This window comes from Pantoea sp. SJZ147 (genome assembly GCF_007828605.1).
GTDB classification, from domain to species: Bacteria; Pseudomonadota; Gammaproteobacteria; order Enterobacterales; family Enterobacteriaceae; genus Pantoea; species Pantoea allii.
In genome coordinates, this window is sequence record NZ_VIVB01000015.1 from 95,484 (window position 1) to 109,847 (window position 14,364).

Here is a 14,364-nt window from a genome sequence, read left to right on the forward strand (position 1 = left end):
GCGCAACTTGTAAAAGAAAAGTGAAAAATTGTCGGCTTTGTCATAACCAAAAATCATGACTAGTTACACATTGACGAAATGTTCCAACTGGTTCATAACAATTGCCAATCTCCGTCAGTGGAACACCTCGCTGCTGACTGGCTGCTTTAAGGTCACCCGGTGACCGTTTATCTGGAGGCAACAATGAAACGTTCTATCGCAACGGTCTCGGTATCGGGCACGCTGCCGGACAAACTGCGGGCCATCGCCGCCGCAGGCTTTGATGGCGTTGAAATTTTCGATAACGATCTGGTCTATTATCCCGGCTCACCCGTGGAAATCCGCCAGCTGTGTGAACAGCTCGGGCTGGAGATTTTGCTGTTTCAACCCTTCCGTGACTTCGAGGGCGGCCCGCGTGACAGGCTGGCGCACAACCTTGCGCGCGCGGCGCGGAAGTTTGAAGTCATGCAACAGCTGGGCTGTCAGCGGATGCTGCTCTGCAGCAACGTCTCACCCGACTGCAGTGACGATTTCGCCACTCAGGTCAGCGATCTTAAGGCACTGGCAGAGCTGGCGGAGCAACACGGTATTACTCTCGGTTATGAGGCGCTGGCCTGGGGACGCCATGTCAGCCTGTGGCGCGATGCCTGGGCCAGAGTCGAGGCCGTCAACCATCCAGCGCTGGGCATCGTGCTCGACAGTTTTCACATTTTGTCGCGCGGCGACAGCCTTGACGGGCTGGACGTGGTGCCGCCAGAGAAGATTGTGTTTGTGCAACTGGCGGATGCGCCGCTGCTGAAAATGGACGTGCTGTCATGGAGTCGCCACTTCCGCTGCTTTCCCGGCCAGGGCGAATTCAATCTGACCCAGTTTATGACGCAGCTGTCTGCCCATGGTTACCGGGATGCCTGGTCGCTGGAGATTTTTAACGACGGGTTCCGTGCTTCGCCGGTAGTGCCAACCGCCCAGGACGGTTATCGATCGCTGCTGTGGCTTGAGGAGCAAACGCGCGACTGGCTGATCAAACAGCCGCTGCTGCCCAGTGCGCTGGCTTCCCTGGCCGGAGACGGGCTGTTTCACTCTGCGCCCCAGCCGCCGCTGCTGTCACTGGAGTTCATCGAATTTGCCGTCAGCCACAACGACGCACTGGCCCTGGGGCAATGGCTGACGCAGCTTGGCCTGGTTCATGCGGGGGATCATCGCTCCAAGCAGGTGGCGTTGTATCGCAACGGCAAGGTGCATGTGATCCTGAATGCCCAGCCGGAGAGCCAGGCCAGCGGGTACTATCATCAACACGGCATTTCGCTGTGTGCGGTGGCGTGGCGGGTTCGCGGAGTCGATAAGCTGATTAAACGCGCGCAGGACTATGGTTACGCCATCTGGCAGGGAGAGACCGGCCCGAACGAACGCCAGATACCGGCGCTATGTGCCCCCGACGGCAGCCTGATTTATCTGGTGGAAGATGAGCCAGCAGGTCAGGACGGTTACCACAACGATTTTCATTTAACGCACCGCACAGCGCCGCAGCCTGCGATGCAGACGATCGATCATTTGGCGATTGCCCTGCCCGATGACACACGTGATAACTGGATTATGTTCCTGCGCAGCGTGCCGGGTTTTGTGCAGGATACCGAGTGGGAACTGCCCGATCCGCTGGGTCTGGTGCGCAGTCGGGTGCTGCGGAGTCCCAACGATGCGATTCGCCTGCCGCTGAATATGTCGGTCAGCCGGGAAACCCAAATTGCCCGTGCCTTAACGACCTATCAGGGCGCAGGATTACAGCACGTCGCCTTTGGCTGTGACGACCTGTTTAGCGCGGTAAAAGCCGCGCGCGAACGCGGTCTAAAAACCTTACCGATTCCCGATAACTATTATCAGGACCTGATGGCGCGCTTCGATCTCGATGCCGATTTTCTGGCGCAGCTGCAACGCTACGATGTGCTGTATGACCGTGATGAACAGGGCGGGGAACTGCTGCACGTCTATACCGTTCCCTATGAAAAAGGCCGCTTTTTCTTCGAGTTGCTGGAACGGCGTGGCGGCTATCGCGGCTTTGGCGCGGTCAATGCGCCCGTGCGGCTGACCGCCATGCGGTAATCCTTCGACGGGCCAGTTTCGCTGGCCCGTTATCCTGCACCTGTCTCCTCTGTACCGCATCCCTCCGCCTGAAAACACGCCCGATCCCGCTCACAATCCTTAGCGGATAACGGGAGCCATGCTGTCAGAAAAATTGCCTTATATAACAATCTGTTAACGCGATAATGAACTTTATTTAACGCATTGTTGCGCGATAAACGCACAAAATTTCGATTATCGCCGTTTATCGCCCTACAGCGCCTGCATATAGTAACCCCACATAACGTATTTCACCGGAGAGTCACCGTGGCGGAAAGCAAAACAATTGATGTTCGGGCGTTAATCGACAGCCGCCCGCTGGGGATGTGGCAAAAGATGGTGGTGCTGTTTGGCTTCTGCATCATCGCCCTTGATGGATTTGATATTGCCATCATGGGATTTATTGCACCTGAATTAAAAGCCGACTGGGGCATCACCAACCGCGAGCTGGGGCTGATTATCAGCGCAGCGCTGGTGGGACTGGCGCTGGGCGCGATGCTCTCTGGTCCCCTGTCTGACAGGCTGGGCCGCAAAGTGGTCATTATTAACAGCGTGTTCTTTTTTGGTGCCTGGACGCTGATCACCGCCTTTTCGCAAAACATGGAGCAGATGATCCTGTTTCGCTTCCTGACCGGTCTGGGATTGGGTGCGGCGATGCCCAATGTGGGTACGCTGGTGGCTGAGTTTGCGCCTGCCAGACGGCGGGCCTTTCTCATCACCGTGGTGTTTTGCGGCTTCACCTTTGGTGCCGCGCTGGGAGGCTTTGCCGCTTCATGGCTGATGCCGCACTTTGGCTGGCACGCCGTACTGATGCTGGGCGGCATCCTGCCGATGCTGTTCGTGCCGTTGCTGCTCTGGGCGCTGCCGGAGTCGGTGTGCTTTTTAGTGGTCAGGCGCGCTGCCAGCAAAAAAATTCACCGTATTCTGGCTAAGCTGGCGCCGGATCTGGACCTGCAACAGTGCAGCGTCGAGCTGCCGCCCGTCAGCAAAGCGAACGCGCAGCCGGTAAAAGTGGTACTCAATGACGCGTATCGGTTTGGCAGCCTGATGCTGTGGGGCGCCTATTTTACCGCCCTGTTTTTGTTCTACACCCTGGGCAGTTGGCTACCCATGCTGATTAAAGATAACGGTTTTGACGTGGTACAGGCTGCGATTATTACTGCGCTGTTCCAGGCAGGCGGCACCTGCGGTTCGCTGTTTTCGGGTTGGTTAATGGACAGGATTGAGTCGCACCGGGCGCTGTCGCTGATTTACGGTGCGGGCGCGCTGTTCACGGTCGGTATGGGATTTTCGCTTGCGCACCCGGTGCTGCTGGGCGGTTGTGCCATGATGATCGGCTTTTGCATCGGTGGCGCTAACACTGGAATGAATGCGCTCTCGGCCAGCTTTTATCCGACCGAGGCCCGCGCGACCGGCTCCAGTTGGATGCACGGCGTGGGACGCATCGGCGCGATTCTGAGCGCGTTGGTCGGGGCAGAGATGCTGGCGCTGGGCTGGGGATTTGCCACCATTTTTGCCGTACTGGCTATTCCGGCGTTGTTAACGGTGGCGATGATTACGGCAAAAGGACGTTATCAGCAGCGCCAGGCCGCCAGCAGAAGCACGCCTTCCCGCTGGGGAATTAGCCCAGGGGATATCCGCTAATCAGGGCTATGTTACGCCCAGATGCTGTCCGCTCAGGGCACACAGCCGGTTGAGGTGGTCGGCGTGTTCAGCGGCGGGCTCACCCCGGATGGCATTTCTTGATATTGCCGTCCGGTGCAGGGCGACGACGGTGGCAGCGGGTGCTGTCTGAGCAATGTGTCAGGCGAGAACAAAGAGGGTTCTGCCGGGCTGGCACGGACGGGCTGCTCTGGCTCGGGATCGGCCCGGAAGGGCGGACTTACCTGGCTTCTTTTCTTCTTACCTGAGTGATGGTCGTGACGAAAACGCTTTAACCTGCCCGGCGGGGCCGCGCTGCGTGAGGCATGGATGAAACGAATCAGTGCCACGCTGCGCAACTGGCGACTAAAACATTTAACCATCCCGGATGAGGGTTTACCGGATTCATAACAGCGCCTGAAAAAGTGCAAAGTGATCAGGGTATTGGTGGCGGCATAGCAGGCTCCCGAACAGTGTGAAGCCATGTTTGAACCGGGTAGCAGCAGTGATACAAACAAAAAACAGCGAGACAGCCAGAGCAGCATCGTCCGGTCTGGCGGCGGGCAGGGATCGGATGACGTCTCGCTTGCCTGGATTAAGGCGTTACTGGCGTGAGAAAGGGTGCCGTCAGGCCCGGCGAAAACGGGAGCGGGAGACAGGCGTGATGGGCGATCTCCCTCACGAGTAAGGTCAGCGTGGTCATGCGGTAAACGGCGGCCTCGTAATGAAAGCCACGGTATTGTCCGACGTAAAAGCGAAAGTAGGCTGGTTATGATTGCATTGCTCATAGTCTGTTTATCATTCTGTTTGCGCAACAATCGTGCGCGGGGATTCCCCCTGCTCACGAAAGCGATTTTTCACTGACTCGCTTCTCTGACAATGGAAATGCCGATTTATGCTGACTCTCGTGTAATTAATTGGCCCGATAATAAAATACGCTGCGTTTGCCGTTCGGGTTCTTTCACCTGACGCAGGATAAGTTCCGCCGCCTGTCGCCCGGTTTCTTCACTGGCGGAAGAAACATAGGTGAAAGAGGGCGAGGTCAGGTTCACGTGCAGCATGTCTTCAAAGCCCACCAGCGCGACCTGTTGGGTCAGGAACACATCTTTACCCACGGTGCGCCCCGTATGATGAATCCCTGAAATCGCGCCAATGATCGCATCCGGCGAGTGACAGAGCAGGGCGGTAATGGTGTTGTTCTGCTCCAGTAACTGGCGAGTGGCATAAGCGGCCGCCTGGGTATCGGCCCGACAGGACGGCGTAAACCCTTCCCGTAGTGCCAGCCCGTGCTGGGTCAGGGCACTGCGAAACCCGAGTAAGCGCTGTTGCCGGATCAGATCCCCTTCAATCCCGCCAATGTAAGCAATATTGCGATGACCGCGTTCTATCAGATAGCGCGTCGCCAGGTGCGCGGCCTGGCGGTTATCACGCATCACCAGATTGCACTTCTCTGCCAGCAGCGACTGCGATACCACCACCAGCGGCAAAGGGCAGTGCAGGAGTTGCTCGGGCAGGCTGGCGTTTCGCGTGTTTGACGCCAGATAGACGACCCCGGCGACGCCTTGCTGTTTAAACGAAAGCAGGCAGCGTGCCAGCGATTCGTCGTCGTCAGTGGGCTGGCCCAGAAACACCAGGTAGCCCTGCTTTTCAAGCTGCTGAACAATGCTTGCCATCACCTTGACAGAGAAACTGTCGCTGAAATCGCGCAGAATCAAACCGATAAGGTTAGAGGTACTGGCGCGCAGATTCGCCGCGGCCACATTCTGCACATAGTCGAGCGCATCAATGGCGGCGTGAACTTTCCTGATGGTGGCATCGGATATTTTTCCTTTCTGACGCAGCACCAGTGAAACGGTCGAAACCGAAACACCGGCATGTTTAGCAACGTCAGTAATGCTGACTCTCTTCAAACCTGCTCCCTGACATTCACGTCATCCGCCTGATACCGCTTTGCCCGTCGCCTGCAGAAACGCAGGCTAGGATTTGCCCACCATCCCGGACAGCGTCTGGGCAATAAACTGCGCTCTGGCACCAAAAATAATTTGTATTCCGTTATCGCCGACAAAAACCACGCCGCGCGCGCCAAGGTTATTAAGCCCTTCACGGTCGACCTCATTGCTGTTGGCTACTTCAAGCCGAAGGCGTGTAATGCAGGCGCCCACCGCGCTGATATTCTGCTCGCCGCCCAGCAGAACCATAATGTCGCTTGCCAGCTCTGCATCGGTTTTATCATCGGTCGTGGCCGTCACATCGGTTCGTCCTGGCGTTTTTACATTAAACCGGCGTATCACGAAGCGGAAGGTGAAATAATAAATCAATGCCATCGGCACGCCTACGATAACGGCACTGAGATAGTGAGTCTGGTAACCGTTAAGAGAGGGCACAATGCCAAAGGTAATGTAGTCAATCATTCCGGCCGAAAAGGACTTCGCGATATGAGCATGCAGCAGGTACATGGTCATATACGCCAGGCCAGCCATGATGGCATTAAAGACATACAGCAGGGGCGCGACAAAGATAAAGGTGAATTCTACCGGCTCGGTGATCCCGGTTAAAAAGCAGGTCAGCGCCGCCGAAAACAGGATACCGAAGGCGATCTTTTTGTTTTTCGTATGGGCTTCGTGATACATCGCCAGACAGGCGGCGGGCAGCGCGAACAGCATCAGCGGGTACTCACCTTGCATAAACTTGCCCGCATTTTGGTAGGTGTTGCTGCTAAAGGATTTCACGCCCTCTTCCAGCATCTTGAACCAGATGGTTTGATCGCCATGGATCACCTGGCCGCTTTTGGTCACGTAATCGCCAAAGGAGTACCAAAACGAAGGATACCAGATATGGTGCAGGCCAAGCGGTATAAGGGCGCGTTCGACCAGCCCAAAAATAAAGGTTGAGGCCGCCTGATTATCACCGTTAACGATAACCGACAGCGCATCAATCCCTGCCTGAATATGTTGCCAGACATACGGCATCAGCAGGCCAAGCAGGAAGGATAAAAACGCGGTGGCAATGGCGACAAAACGCTTACCGGAAAAGAAACCGAGAAACTCCGGGAGCTGCAGGGTATGGAAGCGGTTATAGCACCAGGCGGCCAGAATGCCGCAGATAAGCCCGCCAAACACACCCATCTGCAACGTCGGAATGCCGACGACCATGGCATATTTTCCGCCCTGAGCCGCCATTTCCGGTGTGATATGCAACATAGTGCCGATGGTAATATTGGTCACAAAGACGGAAACCGCGGCAGAGAGCGCGGCGATACCGGATTCGGAGGCCAGCCCTACCGCAGAGCCGATAGCAAACAGCATCGGCAGGTTATCGAAAATCACCCCGCCGGCATTCATCATCAGCGGCAACTCAAATTTATTACCAAATGCCAGTAGCAAGCCAGCGGCAGGCAGCAACGAAATGGGCAGCATGAGCGCCCGGCCAATCATTGATAGTTTTGATAACGACTTAACAAATCCTGAGAGCAGTCTCATGCCAGGTTTCCCCAATGTTGCGCTGTTATTAGCGTTTTTATAGTAGGTAGAACGTTTTAGTAGAACGTTCTACTCATCCTGCTGCAGGGGGATTTTGGCCGCAACATAATTTTTACATTCACCGAAACGAAAAACTTATTTTATGAGATTGATCGCTAATTAGCCGTTTTGGCGCATCTGGAGGCGGTAAAAACGCTGGGTTAACTGAGCAACCTCTGCTCAGGGTGTCAGCCAAAAGCCAAAAGCCAAAAGCCAAAAGCCCCGTGGTCGCGACAGTCACGCCACGCCATCTGTGTGCAACGCGGCATGAAGCATATTGTCTGGGCCTGGTGGCCTGGTAAAATCAACTCGCCGCCGCAGCCCAAAGCCCTGCGTTATTTCCTTGCAGGCCGTTATGTCGCCTGGGTGTGCGCGGATGGCTATAACGAGGGAACCTCCACTTCAGACCATCAATGGCAGAGCTGTTACCACGTATTCCAGCAGAGCGATGCGGCGAGGTCGGGCACCGGCACACTCACGTTGACCGTTGACAGGTGAAACAGGGTTTGATGAAACCGGCGGCAATAAGGCGAAGTGGGCAGCTGCTATCGTTCCTGTGCTAAAAACACAGTACCTTGTGGTGAAAGCTGACGTATGGGGCGAGATGGAAAAGAGCGCCGCGGGCCTGTGAACCGCTCGCCTGAAGCACTGGCGGCTCAGGCGTAATGCAGGCCATCCCAATACGAGCGTAATAAAGCCAGCGCGTAAAGACCCTGAGACTAAGCGTCCTTTTTCCAGTGCTGGCTCCATAGCCTAAACCCACAGCAGATTGTAAATACTAATGAGAACCACTATCAATTCGATTGATTTTTGCTATCATCTGCACTTATTCCGCATCCTGAATATGAAGTTGGAGAAGCCGCGTGGTAGCCAGTGATTTAATGCAAGCAGACCTTTCCGTATGGGGCATGTACCAGCATGCTGATATCGTGGTGAAGGTCGTCATGATTGGTCTGTTATTGGCCTCTGTTGTGACCTGGGCCATTTTCTTCGGTAAGTATGCTGAGCTGAGCGCGGCCAAACGTCGTCTGAAGCGTGAACAGCTGGCATTGGGTGAAGCCCGCAACCTGAATGATGCCGCGCGCGCCGCCCAGCAATTCAAAACCACCAGCCACAGTGCGGTGCTCCTTAACGACGCGCAAAACGAGTTGGAACTCTCTGCAGGCGTTGAAGACACGGCCGGGATCAAAGATCGTACCGCTTTCCGGCTCGAACGTCGCGTCGCTGCTTTCTGCCGACACGCAGGTCGCGGCAATGGTTTCCTGGCAACGATTGGTTCCGTCGCGCCGTTTATCGGTTTGTTCGGCACGGTCTGGGGCATCATGAACAGCTTTATTGGTATCGCCAAAACCCAAACGACCAATCTTGCCGTGGTTGCCCCCGGCATCGCTGAAGCCTTGCTGGCGACCGCGATCGGTCTGGTGGCCGCGATTCCGGCGGTGGTGATATACAACGTGTTTGCCCGCATGATCGCCAACTACAAAGCCTCGTTAGGGGATGTTGCTGCGCAAATTATGCTGCTGCAAAGCCGCGATATCGACCTGGGAAACCTGGCACAGCCTGAAGCCAACCGTCCTGCCGCCGCGCAAAAACTGCGTGTAGGGTAAGCGTTATGGCAATGCGATTAAACGACCCATCCGAAACCGATGGTGAAATGCACGAAATCAACGTCACGCCGTTTATTGACGTGATGCTGGTGCTACTCATCATCTTTATGGTCGCGGCGCCGCTGGCGACCGTTGATGTCCGTGTGAATCTCCCGGCGTCCACCAGTGCGCCCCAGCCGCGCCCGGAAAAACCGGTTTACCTCTCTATCAAAGCCGACAAGCAGCTCTATGTCGGCAACGAGGCGGTAAATAATGCGTCGCTGATTAACGTGCTGATGCAGCAGACGCAAGGCAAGAAAGACACCACGATTTTCTTCCAGGCCGACAAGTCTGTGGATTATGAAACGCTGATGAGCGTTATGGATGAACTGCGCACGGCCGGTTATTTAAAAATCGGTTTAATGGGAATGGAAACGGTCAAGAAGTGATGAGTCAGGCGGGGTAAACCCGGTTAGCCGCCCGCTGTGAACCGCAAGCCTTGACCCTTTTTCACTTCTCAGATGCAGTTAATACGCTTACCTGTCCCCACATCTTAAGCCCTCCTCAAAAAGCGCTCACTCTGTAGCGCTTTTTTTGTCTCTGCTTTTTTGCAGAATCTTCGATAGCCTTTTGTCAGTCAACGCAGGCAGATATGCTGCTGTAGCTCTTCTGTTAATTTTTTGTTACGGAAACTCACGAGTTTGTAAAGTGCAATGGTGATCAATGTCACATTAATCTGGCTTCTGGCAGGCTAAAACGGATAAAAAACCAAGGAAGCCGTGATGAGCCATAGTGAAACTTTACAAAAGCCGCCCAAGAGTGCGGCCAGAACCATTTTCAACGTTACCAGTGGTAACTTCCTTGAAATGTACGACTTCATGGTATTTGGCTATTACGCGACCGCGATAGCCAAAACCTTCTTCCCCGGTGACGATCCCTTCTCTTCATTAATGCTGACGTTGATGACCTTCGGCGCAGGTTTCCTGATGCGCCCGCTGGGGGCGATTATTCTGGGGGCTTACATTGACCACCATGGTCGTCGCAAAGGGTTGCTGTTAACGCTCGGCCTGATGGCAGTGGGTACGCTCACCATTGCGCTGGTACCGGGTTATGCCACGCTTGGCGCGGCGGCGCCGGTCCTGATTCTGCTGGGTCGTCTGCTGCAGGGCTTTTCAGCTGGCGTGGAGTTAGGCGGTGTGTCCGTGTATCTGGCCGAAGTGGCCCCAAAAGGACGCAAAGGGTTCTTTGTGAGCTGGCAATCGGGCAGTCAGCAGATCGCCGTGATTTTTGCTGCGCTGCTGGGTCTGGCGCTGAACCATCTGCTTTCCCATGATGAAGTGACCGAGTGGGGCTGGCGTATTCCCTTTGTGGTGGGCTGCCTGATCGTGCCTTTCCTGTTCTATATCCGCCGTATGCTGGAAGAAACCGACGCCTTCAGCCAACGTAAACATCACCCGGCGATGACAGAAATTATGCGTTCGGTTGCCAGCAACTGGGCACTGGTACTGGCGGGCATGCTGATGGTCGTCACCACGACCGTGATGTTCTATATGATTACCGCCTTTACGCCAACCTTTGGCAAAACGGTGTTGATGATGAGCGACAAGCAGGCGTTTATGGTGACGCTGTTCGTGGGTATTTCCAACCTGTTCTGGCTACCGGTGATGGGCGCGCTGTCCGATCGCGTCGGTCGTCGCCCCCTGTTGCTGACGTTTACCGTGCTGATGATTGCCACGGCCTGGCCCGTACTGCACTGGATGGTGGGGTCGCCGAGCTTTGCCCATCTGCTGGAGGCGGAATTATGGCTCTCCTTCCTGTACGCCAGCTACAACGGTGCCATGGTGGTTTATCTGGCAGAAATTATGCCGGCAGAAGTGCGCGCCGCCGGTTTCTCCATGGCCTACAGCCTGGCAACCGCGCTGTTTGGCGGCTTCACGCCAGCGGTGTCGAGTTATCTGATTCACGCCACGGGTGATAAGGCGATGCCGGGCGTATGGCTGACCTTTGCGGCCATTTGTGGGCTGATTGGCACCTTGCTGATTGGTCGAATGGTCAAACAGTACCGCGCGCGCCACGGCGGCACGCCGGTCAGCGCCGCACTTTAAAAGGCAATATCGACCACCACGCTGTCGCTGTAGTTGCCCGCAGGCGGCGTGTTTTGGGTGGTGAGGACGCGCGCAGTGTAGTTAAAGCTGCGCGTCAGTCCATCGGTGCTGACGGTATTCGCCGCCGCACTGCCAACGCGTTCTGTCCCGCTCGGTCCCCAACGATCGCTACTGGTTCCTTTGTAGATTTCGTAACTCAGAAGGTTTGTGCCGCTCGTCATATTGCGCACGCTGCCTGACGCATTGTTGCCATTGCTTAAGCCCACCGTGTAGGTACTGCCTTTACTGCATAATACATTGATGGTTTGCGAAACCGCCCCAAAGCTGGCGACCAGCGGTGCGCTCCCAAAGCTGATATTCGGTGCGGTAATCGCGGTGCAGTCGTTAGTCAGGACAACCGTCACGGTAATGGGAATGACTCCGTTGCCGGTCTGCGGGGTCAGGCAAGCGCCCAGGGCGGAAAGGCTGGTGCAAACGTTATAGGTGACGGCCATGTTCAGCGTCAGCGTATAGCTGCCCGCCGCCACGGTTTGCCCGGCGACGGTGCGTAAATAGACGGGAATCGCAAAGTTCAGGCTGCCCAGTAACCCCGCCAGATTAATCAACGTCGCCGAGCTATAGACAAAAGCCGACCCGCCAATCGTGAGTTCATTGGCGCAGGCGCTGTCGGTACACAGCCGTACCGGAATATTGTCGCTGCCGGTATCGCCGCTTCGTTTCAGCGTACCGCGCGTGCCGTTGGTGTTGCTGGCGCTGGTCAATTGAAACGTAATCTGGTTATTACCCAGCAGGGTCAGGGCCGTGCCCGATCCGCAGTTGACGTTAGCGTTGGTGGAGGTGGAACTGACGCTGGTATTTGCAACAAAGGTCGTTTCTGTGCCAAAGCTGGCGCTGGAGGCAGGCAGGGCACAGGCTGCATAACCCAGCGAGGGCAACAACAGCAGGCAAAGGAGTAGCATCAGGTTTTTCATGGCGTCATTCCGGCGGTAGCGTTATCAGGATTGGGTACCGGTGCACCTTTGGGCAACGGCGGTAGGGGGCAGGTCAGCGGCCCGTAGGTTTTTAATGCCTGGGGTTGACCGCCAGGCAGTGTCAGATCGGTTTCACAGGTTCGGCCATCGGGGGCGATGACCTTGATAGGGTTGTGCTCGCTGAGGTCGTCCAGCCAGGCGATGCCGTCCCAGCCAACGTAGCCGGTTGCCTGTCCCGGACGGATCACCTGGCTGGATACCGGCAGCGGCTGGTTATTGCCATCAAACAGAATCACGCTGGCGGCGCGTAAACGTTCAACCGGAAAATCCAGTAAAAATCCACTCTGACGCTTCACGGCAAAACGCTGCTCCACTTTGGGCGTGGTCATATCGGCAGGCAGATCGAGCGTATCAATGTCGTATTTGGCTGCGTAGTAGCTGCTGATTGACGGCACCAGCAGGTAGCCCTTGCTGTCGGTGCGTCCCATCGACTGATTTTCATAGCGGACATTCACGTCCGGGTAATTAGTTTTGACCACCACAAACGCATCGTTAATGGTGTTGGCGGCAAACACCTGATTATCCATCAACACCAACGAGCCGGATAAATCTGCCCACTGCGTCGTGTTGTCATCATCCCCATAAAAGCCAGCGGAGGTATCGATCTTATTGTTGCGGTAGCGCAGGCTGCCCTGACGATAATCGCCGCTGTTGCCGCCCTGATTGGCCCAGGATGCATCCCAAGCAACTCCCCCATCACTGGGCATGGCGCGGGACAAATAGGCCCGCTGATTATTTTGGCCTTGCTGATCGCGCTCAAGGCTCAGGGAGGCATTACTGTTTTCACCAAACGGGATCACCAGCGAGACGGCACCGCTCCATTCGCCCTGTTGCCTGTCACGGCTGGCGGAAATGTACAGGCTGGCATTGCCCCACAGATTTTTACTCCACGACAGGTTCCACAGGCTGGTACGCTGGTTATCGCCGCTGGAGATATCGATATAAGCTGCGCCCAGACTGCCATAACGATTGAGCGATATGCTGGCGCTGTACTGCGCGGTCCGTCGCGCCAGGCTGTAACGGTTGTCAGCATAGGCACTGTTGCTCTGGTTGCTCAGCAGGGCCAGATTACCAAAGCCGGCGTTGCGGACGGTGTGCTGGGTGCCCAGGCTGAAACGGCTGTTGTTGTACTGATAGCCCCAGCTGTACTGCGCACCCGACTGACCCTCCAGACGACTCTGCGCCGCTGCGCCGTTAATCACGCCCCAACTGCCCACTTTGAACTGCGCGCCCGCGCCGCCCATTCCCAGCTCATTACTGCCTTCCGCGTGGGTTTCCAGCGTGAGCCAGTCCGTCATGCCATAGCGCCACGAGCCGCTCAGGGCTGCCGCACCGTAATCGGCATTTTTGATGCCGTAATTTTGACGTATCGCACCCGCTGAAAAGGCGTAATCGGACAGGCCGGGCTTGAGCAGATTACTGGAAACATAAAACGGCAGCGTGGTGACGACCTGGCGACCGACGGCATCCGTGGTGGTAATGACGGCGTTCCCTGCGCCATTCACAAAGGGCACGTTGGTCAGCGACCAGGGACCGGGCTGGACGTTGGCCTGGGTGGATCGATAGCCGTTTACAAACAGGTCAACCGTCGAGGGCACCGCCGCCTGACCGGAAAAGGCGGGCAGGGGATAGGTAACCAGATCCGGTCGTACGCTGAAATCGCGCGCAACCTGTATGCCGCCAAGCCGGACGCTACTGGTCCATGCCAGCGCATCGGTAGTGAGGTCGCCAACCCGCCAGCTCAGGATGGCGTTTTCATTTTCATTGCTCCACCAGGTGTCATAGCGGATATAGCCCTCATCCTGGTAGCGATTTTGCCCTTCCAGCTGCTGTTGCCAGACGCCATTACTGGAGAAATGCCCTGCCTCACCAAACAGACGCAGTTCATTCCAGGCCGCCAGCCGTGTGCCCGCCACGTCGGTGCGCGTGACGTAGAGATCGTAATTGATCAGGGCACCGTTACTGACGCGTCCAGGAAAGCGCGGCCCGTTGTTGCTCTCACCCAACGTCTGGGCTGGCAGCCAACCGGGCGGAACGGTCAGCAGCAAGCGCTGGCGGCGATCGTCATAATCCACTTTCACCTCCGCCAGTTGATTGACATCAACCTGCTGCTGCCCCTGATATTTTTCGGCAGGGATTCCGGCACGCTGGAGATCGCCCGCCCGCACCAGAAAATGGCCGTTTCGCTGCTCGACCGGCACGATATCGCCCCGCGCCTGCTGGTTCACTACCAGCTCTAACATGTAACGCTGGCCGGTAGGACGGTTATCCACCGACGGAGGGGGCGGTAGCGACGTAAAGGTTTCAGCCCAGAGATAACCGGGCGTCAGACAACACAGTCCCGCGATAGCCAGCGCGACGGGATGCGGCGAAAACTGCATCATTGCAA

12 protein-coding genes are annotated in these 14,364 nt (G+C 56.3%); 7 read left to right on the top strand and 5 right to left on the bottom strand.

Annotated elements, in window-relative coordinates:
* Positions 1-183: 183 nt before the first annotated feature.
* Together FBY13_RS20185 and FBY13_RS20190 are read left to right on the top strand one after the other, a co-directional pair.
* Positions 184-2,076 carry a bifunctional sugar phosphate isomerase/epimerase/4-hydroxyphenylpyruvate dioxygenase family protein gene (locus FBY13_RS20185; RefSeq protein WP_145394982.1) on the top strand — a complete coding sequence of 631 codons (1,893 nt, stop codon included), beginning with the start codon at positions 184-186 and terminating at the stop codon, positions 2,074-2,076.
* Between the two features lie 285 nt (positions 2,077-2,361).
* The gene (locus FBY13_RS20190; protein WP_145394983.1) at positions 2,362-3,738 is read left to right on the top strand and encodes an aromatic acid/H+ symport family MFS transporter; all 1,377 of its coding nucleotides are present in this window, start codon (positions 2,362-2,364) and stop codon (positions 3,736-3,738) included.
* A 32-nt stretch (positions 3,739-3,770) separates the two neighbouring features.
* Here FBY13_RS20190 and FBY13_RS23810 read toward each other — a convergent pair whose 3' ends face one another.
* A complete protein-coding gene (locus FBY13_RS23810) occupies positions 3,771-4,220 on the bottom strand; it encodes a hypothetical protein (protein ID WP_255474514.1) in 450 nt (149 codons plus the stop codon).
* On the opposite strand from FBY13_RS23810, the gene FBY13_RS23815 reads away from it, so the two are divergent.
* Complete coding sequence (locus FBY13_RS23815; RefSeq protein WP_255474515.1) at positions 4,219-4,350, top strand: hypothetical protein; 132 nt, start codon at positions 4,219-4,221, stop codon at positions 4,348-4,350. The two genes, FBY13_RS23810 and FBY13_RS23815, sit on opposite strands and share 2 nt — an antisense overlap.
* A 278-nt stretch (positions 4,351-4,628) precedes the next feature.
* Here FBY13_RS23815 and malI read toward each other — a convergent pair whose 3' ends face one another.
* Together malI and FBY13_RS20205 are read right to left on the bottom strand one after the other, a co-directional pair.
* On the bottom strand, positions 4,629-5,645 hold the full coding sequence (gene malI / locus FBY13_RS20200) for a Mal regulon transcriptional regulator MalI (protein WP_145394985.1): 1,017 nt from the start codon (positions 5,643-5,645) through the stop codon (positions 4,629-4,631).
* A 66-nt stretch (positions 5,646-5,711) separates the two neighbouring features.
* Positions 5,712-7,214, bottom strand: coding sequence for a PTS transporter subunit EIIC (locus FBY13_RS20205; protein ID WP_063880931.1), 1,503 nt, complete (start codon positions 7,212-7,214; stop codon positions 5,712-5,714).
* Between the two features lie 306 nt (positions 7,215-7,520).
* On the opposite strand from FBY13_RS20205, the gene FBY13_RS20210 reads away from it, so the two are divergent.
* The 4 genes from FBY13_RS20210 (at position 7,521) to FBY13_RS20225 (ending at position 10,944) form a co-directional block, all read left to right on the top strand.
* On the top strand, positions 7,521-7,751 hold the full coding sequence (locus FBY13_RS20210) for a hypothetical protein (RefSeq protein WP_145394986.1): 231 nt from the start codon (positions 7,521-7,523) through the stop codon (positions 7,749-7,751).
* Between the two features lie 383 nt (positions 7,752-8,134).
* A complete protein-coding gene (exbB, locus tag FBY13_RS20215; RefSeq protein ID WP_172823913.1) occupies positions 8,135-8,860 on the top strand; it encodes a tol-pal system-associated acyl-CoA thioesterase in 726 nt (241 codons plus the stop codon).
* Positions 8,861-8,865: 5 nt separating this feature from the next.
* Complete coding sequence (gene exbD, locus FBY13_RS20220; protein ID WP_145394987.1) at positions 8,866-9,288, top strand: TonB system transport protein ExbD; 423 nt, start codon at positions 8,866-8,868, stop codon at positions 9,286-9,288.
* Positions 9,289-9,621: 333 nt separating this feature from the next.
* Positions 9,622-10,944 (top strand): MFS transporter, encoded by a 1,323-nt coding sequence (locus FBY13_RS20225; RefSeq protein WP_063880927.1) that lies wholly within the window; start codon positions 9,622-9,624, stop codon positions 10,942-10,944.
* Here the strand turns inward: FBY13_RS20225 and FBY13_RS20230 are convergent.
* Together FBY13_RS20230 and FBY13_RS20235 are read right to left on the bottom strand one after the other, a co-directional pair.
* Positions 10,941-11,915, bottom strand: coding sequence for a spore coat U domain-containing protein (locus FBY13_RS20230; protein WP_145394988.1), 975 nt, complete (start codon positions 11,913-11,915; stop codon positions 10,941-10,943). The two genes, FBY13_RS20225 and FBY13_RS20230, sit on opposite strands and share 4 nt — an antisense overlap.
* Positions 11,912-14,359, bottom strand: a complete 2,448-nt coding sequence (locus FBY13_RS20235) for a fimbria/pilus outer membrane usher protein (protein ID WP_145394989.1) — start codon at positions 14,357-14,359, stop codon at positions 11,912-11,914. The genes FBY13_RS20230 and FBY13_RS20235 overlap by 4 nt, the downstream gene beginning before the upstream one ends.
* Positions 14,360-14,364: the final 5 nt, after the last annotated feature.

What these genes read in the sequence shown, in the direction of transcription:
- FBY13_RS23815 (WP_255474515.1), top strand. Translation starts at nt 4,219, where the DNA reads ATGTTTGAACCGGGTAGCAGCAGTGATACAAACAAAAAACAGCGAGAC.
- FBY13_RS20225 (WP_063880927.1), top strand. Translation starts at nt 9,622, where the DNA reads ATGAGCCATAGTGAAACTTTACAAAAGCCGCCCAAGAGTGCGGCCAGA.
- FBY13_RS20230 (WP_145394988.1), bottom strand. Translation starts at nt 11,915, where the DNA reads ATGAAAAACCTGATGCTACTCCTTTGCCTGCTGTTGTTGCCCTCGCTG.
- FBY13_RS20205 (WP_063880931.1), bottom strand. Translation starts at nt 7,214, where the DNA reads ATGAGACTGCTCTCAGGATTTGTTAAGTCGTTATCAAAACTATCAATG.
- exbB (WP_172823913.1), top strand. Translation starts at nt 8,135, where the DNA reads ATGCAAGCAGACCTTTCCGTATGGGGCATGTACCAGCATGCTGATATC.
- FBY13_RS20210 (WP_145394986.1), top strand. Translation starts at nt 7,521, where the DNA reads ATGAAGCATATTGTCTGGGCCTGGTGGCCTGGTAAAATCAACTCGCCG.
- FBY13_RS20235 (WP_145394989.1), bottom strand. Translation starts at nt 14,359, where the DNA reads ATGATGCAGTTTTCGCCGCATCCCGTCGCGCTGGCTATCGCGGGACTG.
- FBY13_RS20185 (WP_145394982.1), top strand. Translation starts at nt 184, where the DNA reads ATGAAACGTTCTATCGCAACGGTCTCGGTATCGGGCACGCTGCCGGAC.
- exbD (WP_145394987.1), top strand. Translation starts at nt 8,866, where the DNA reads ATGGCAATGCGATTAAACGACCCATCCGAAACCGATGGTGAAATGCAC.
- FBY13_RS23810 (WP_255474514.1), bottom strand. Translation starts at nt 4,220, where the DNA reads ATGGCTTCACACTGTTCGGGAGCCTGCTATGCCGCCACCAATACCCTG.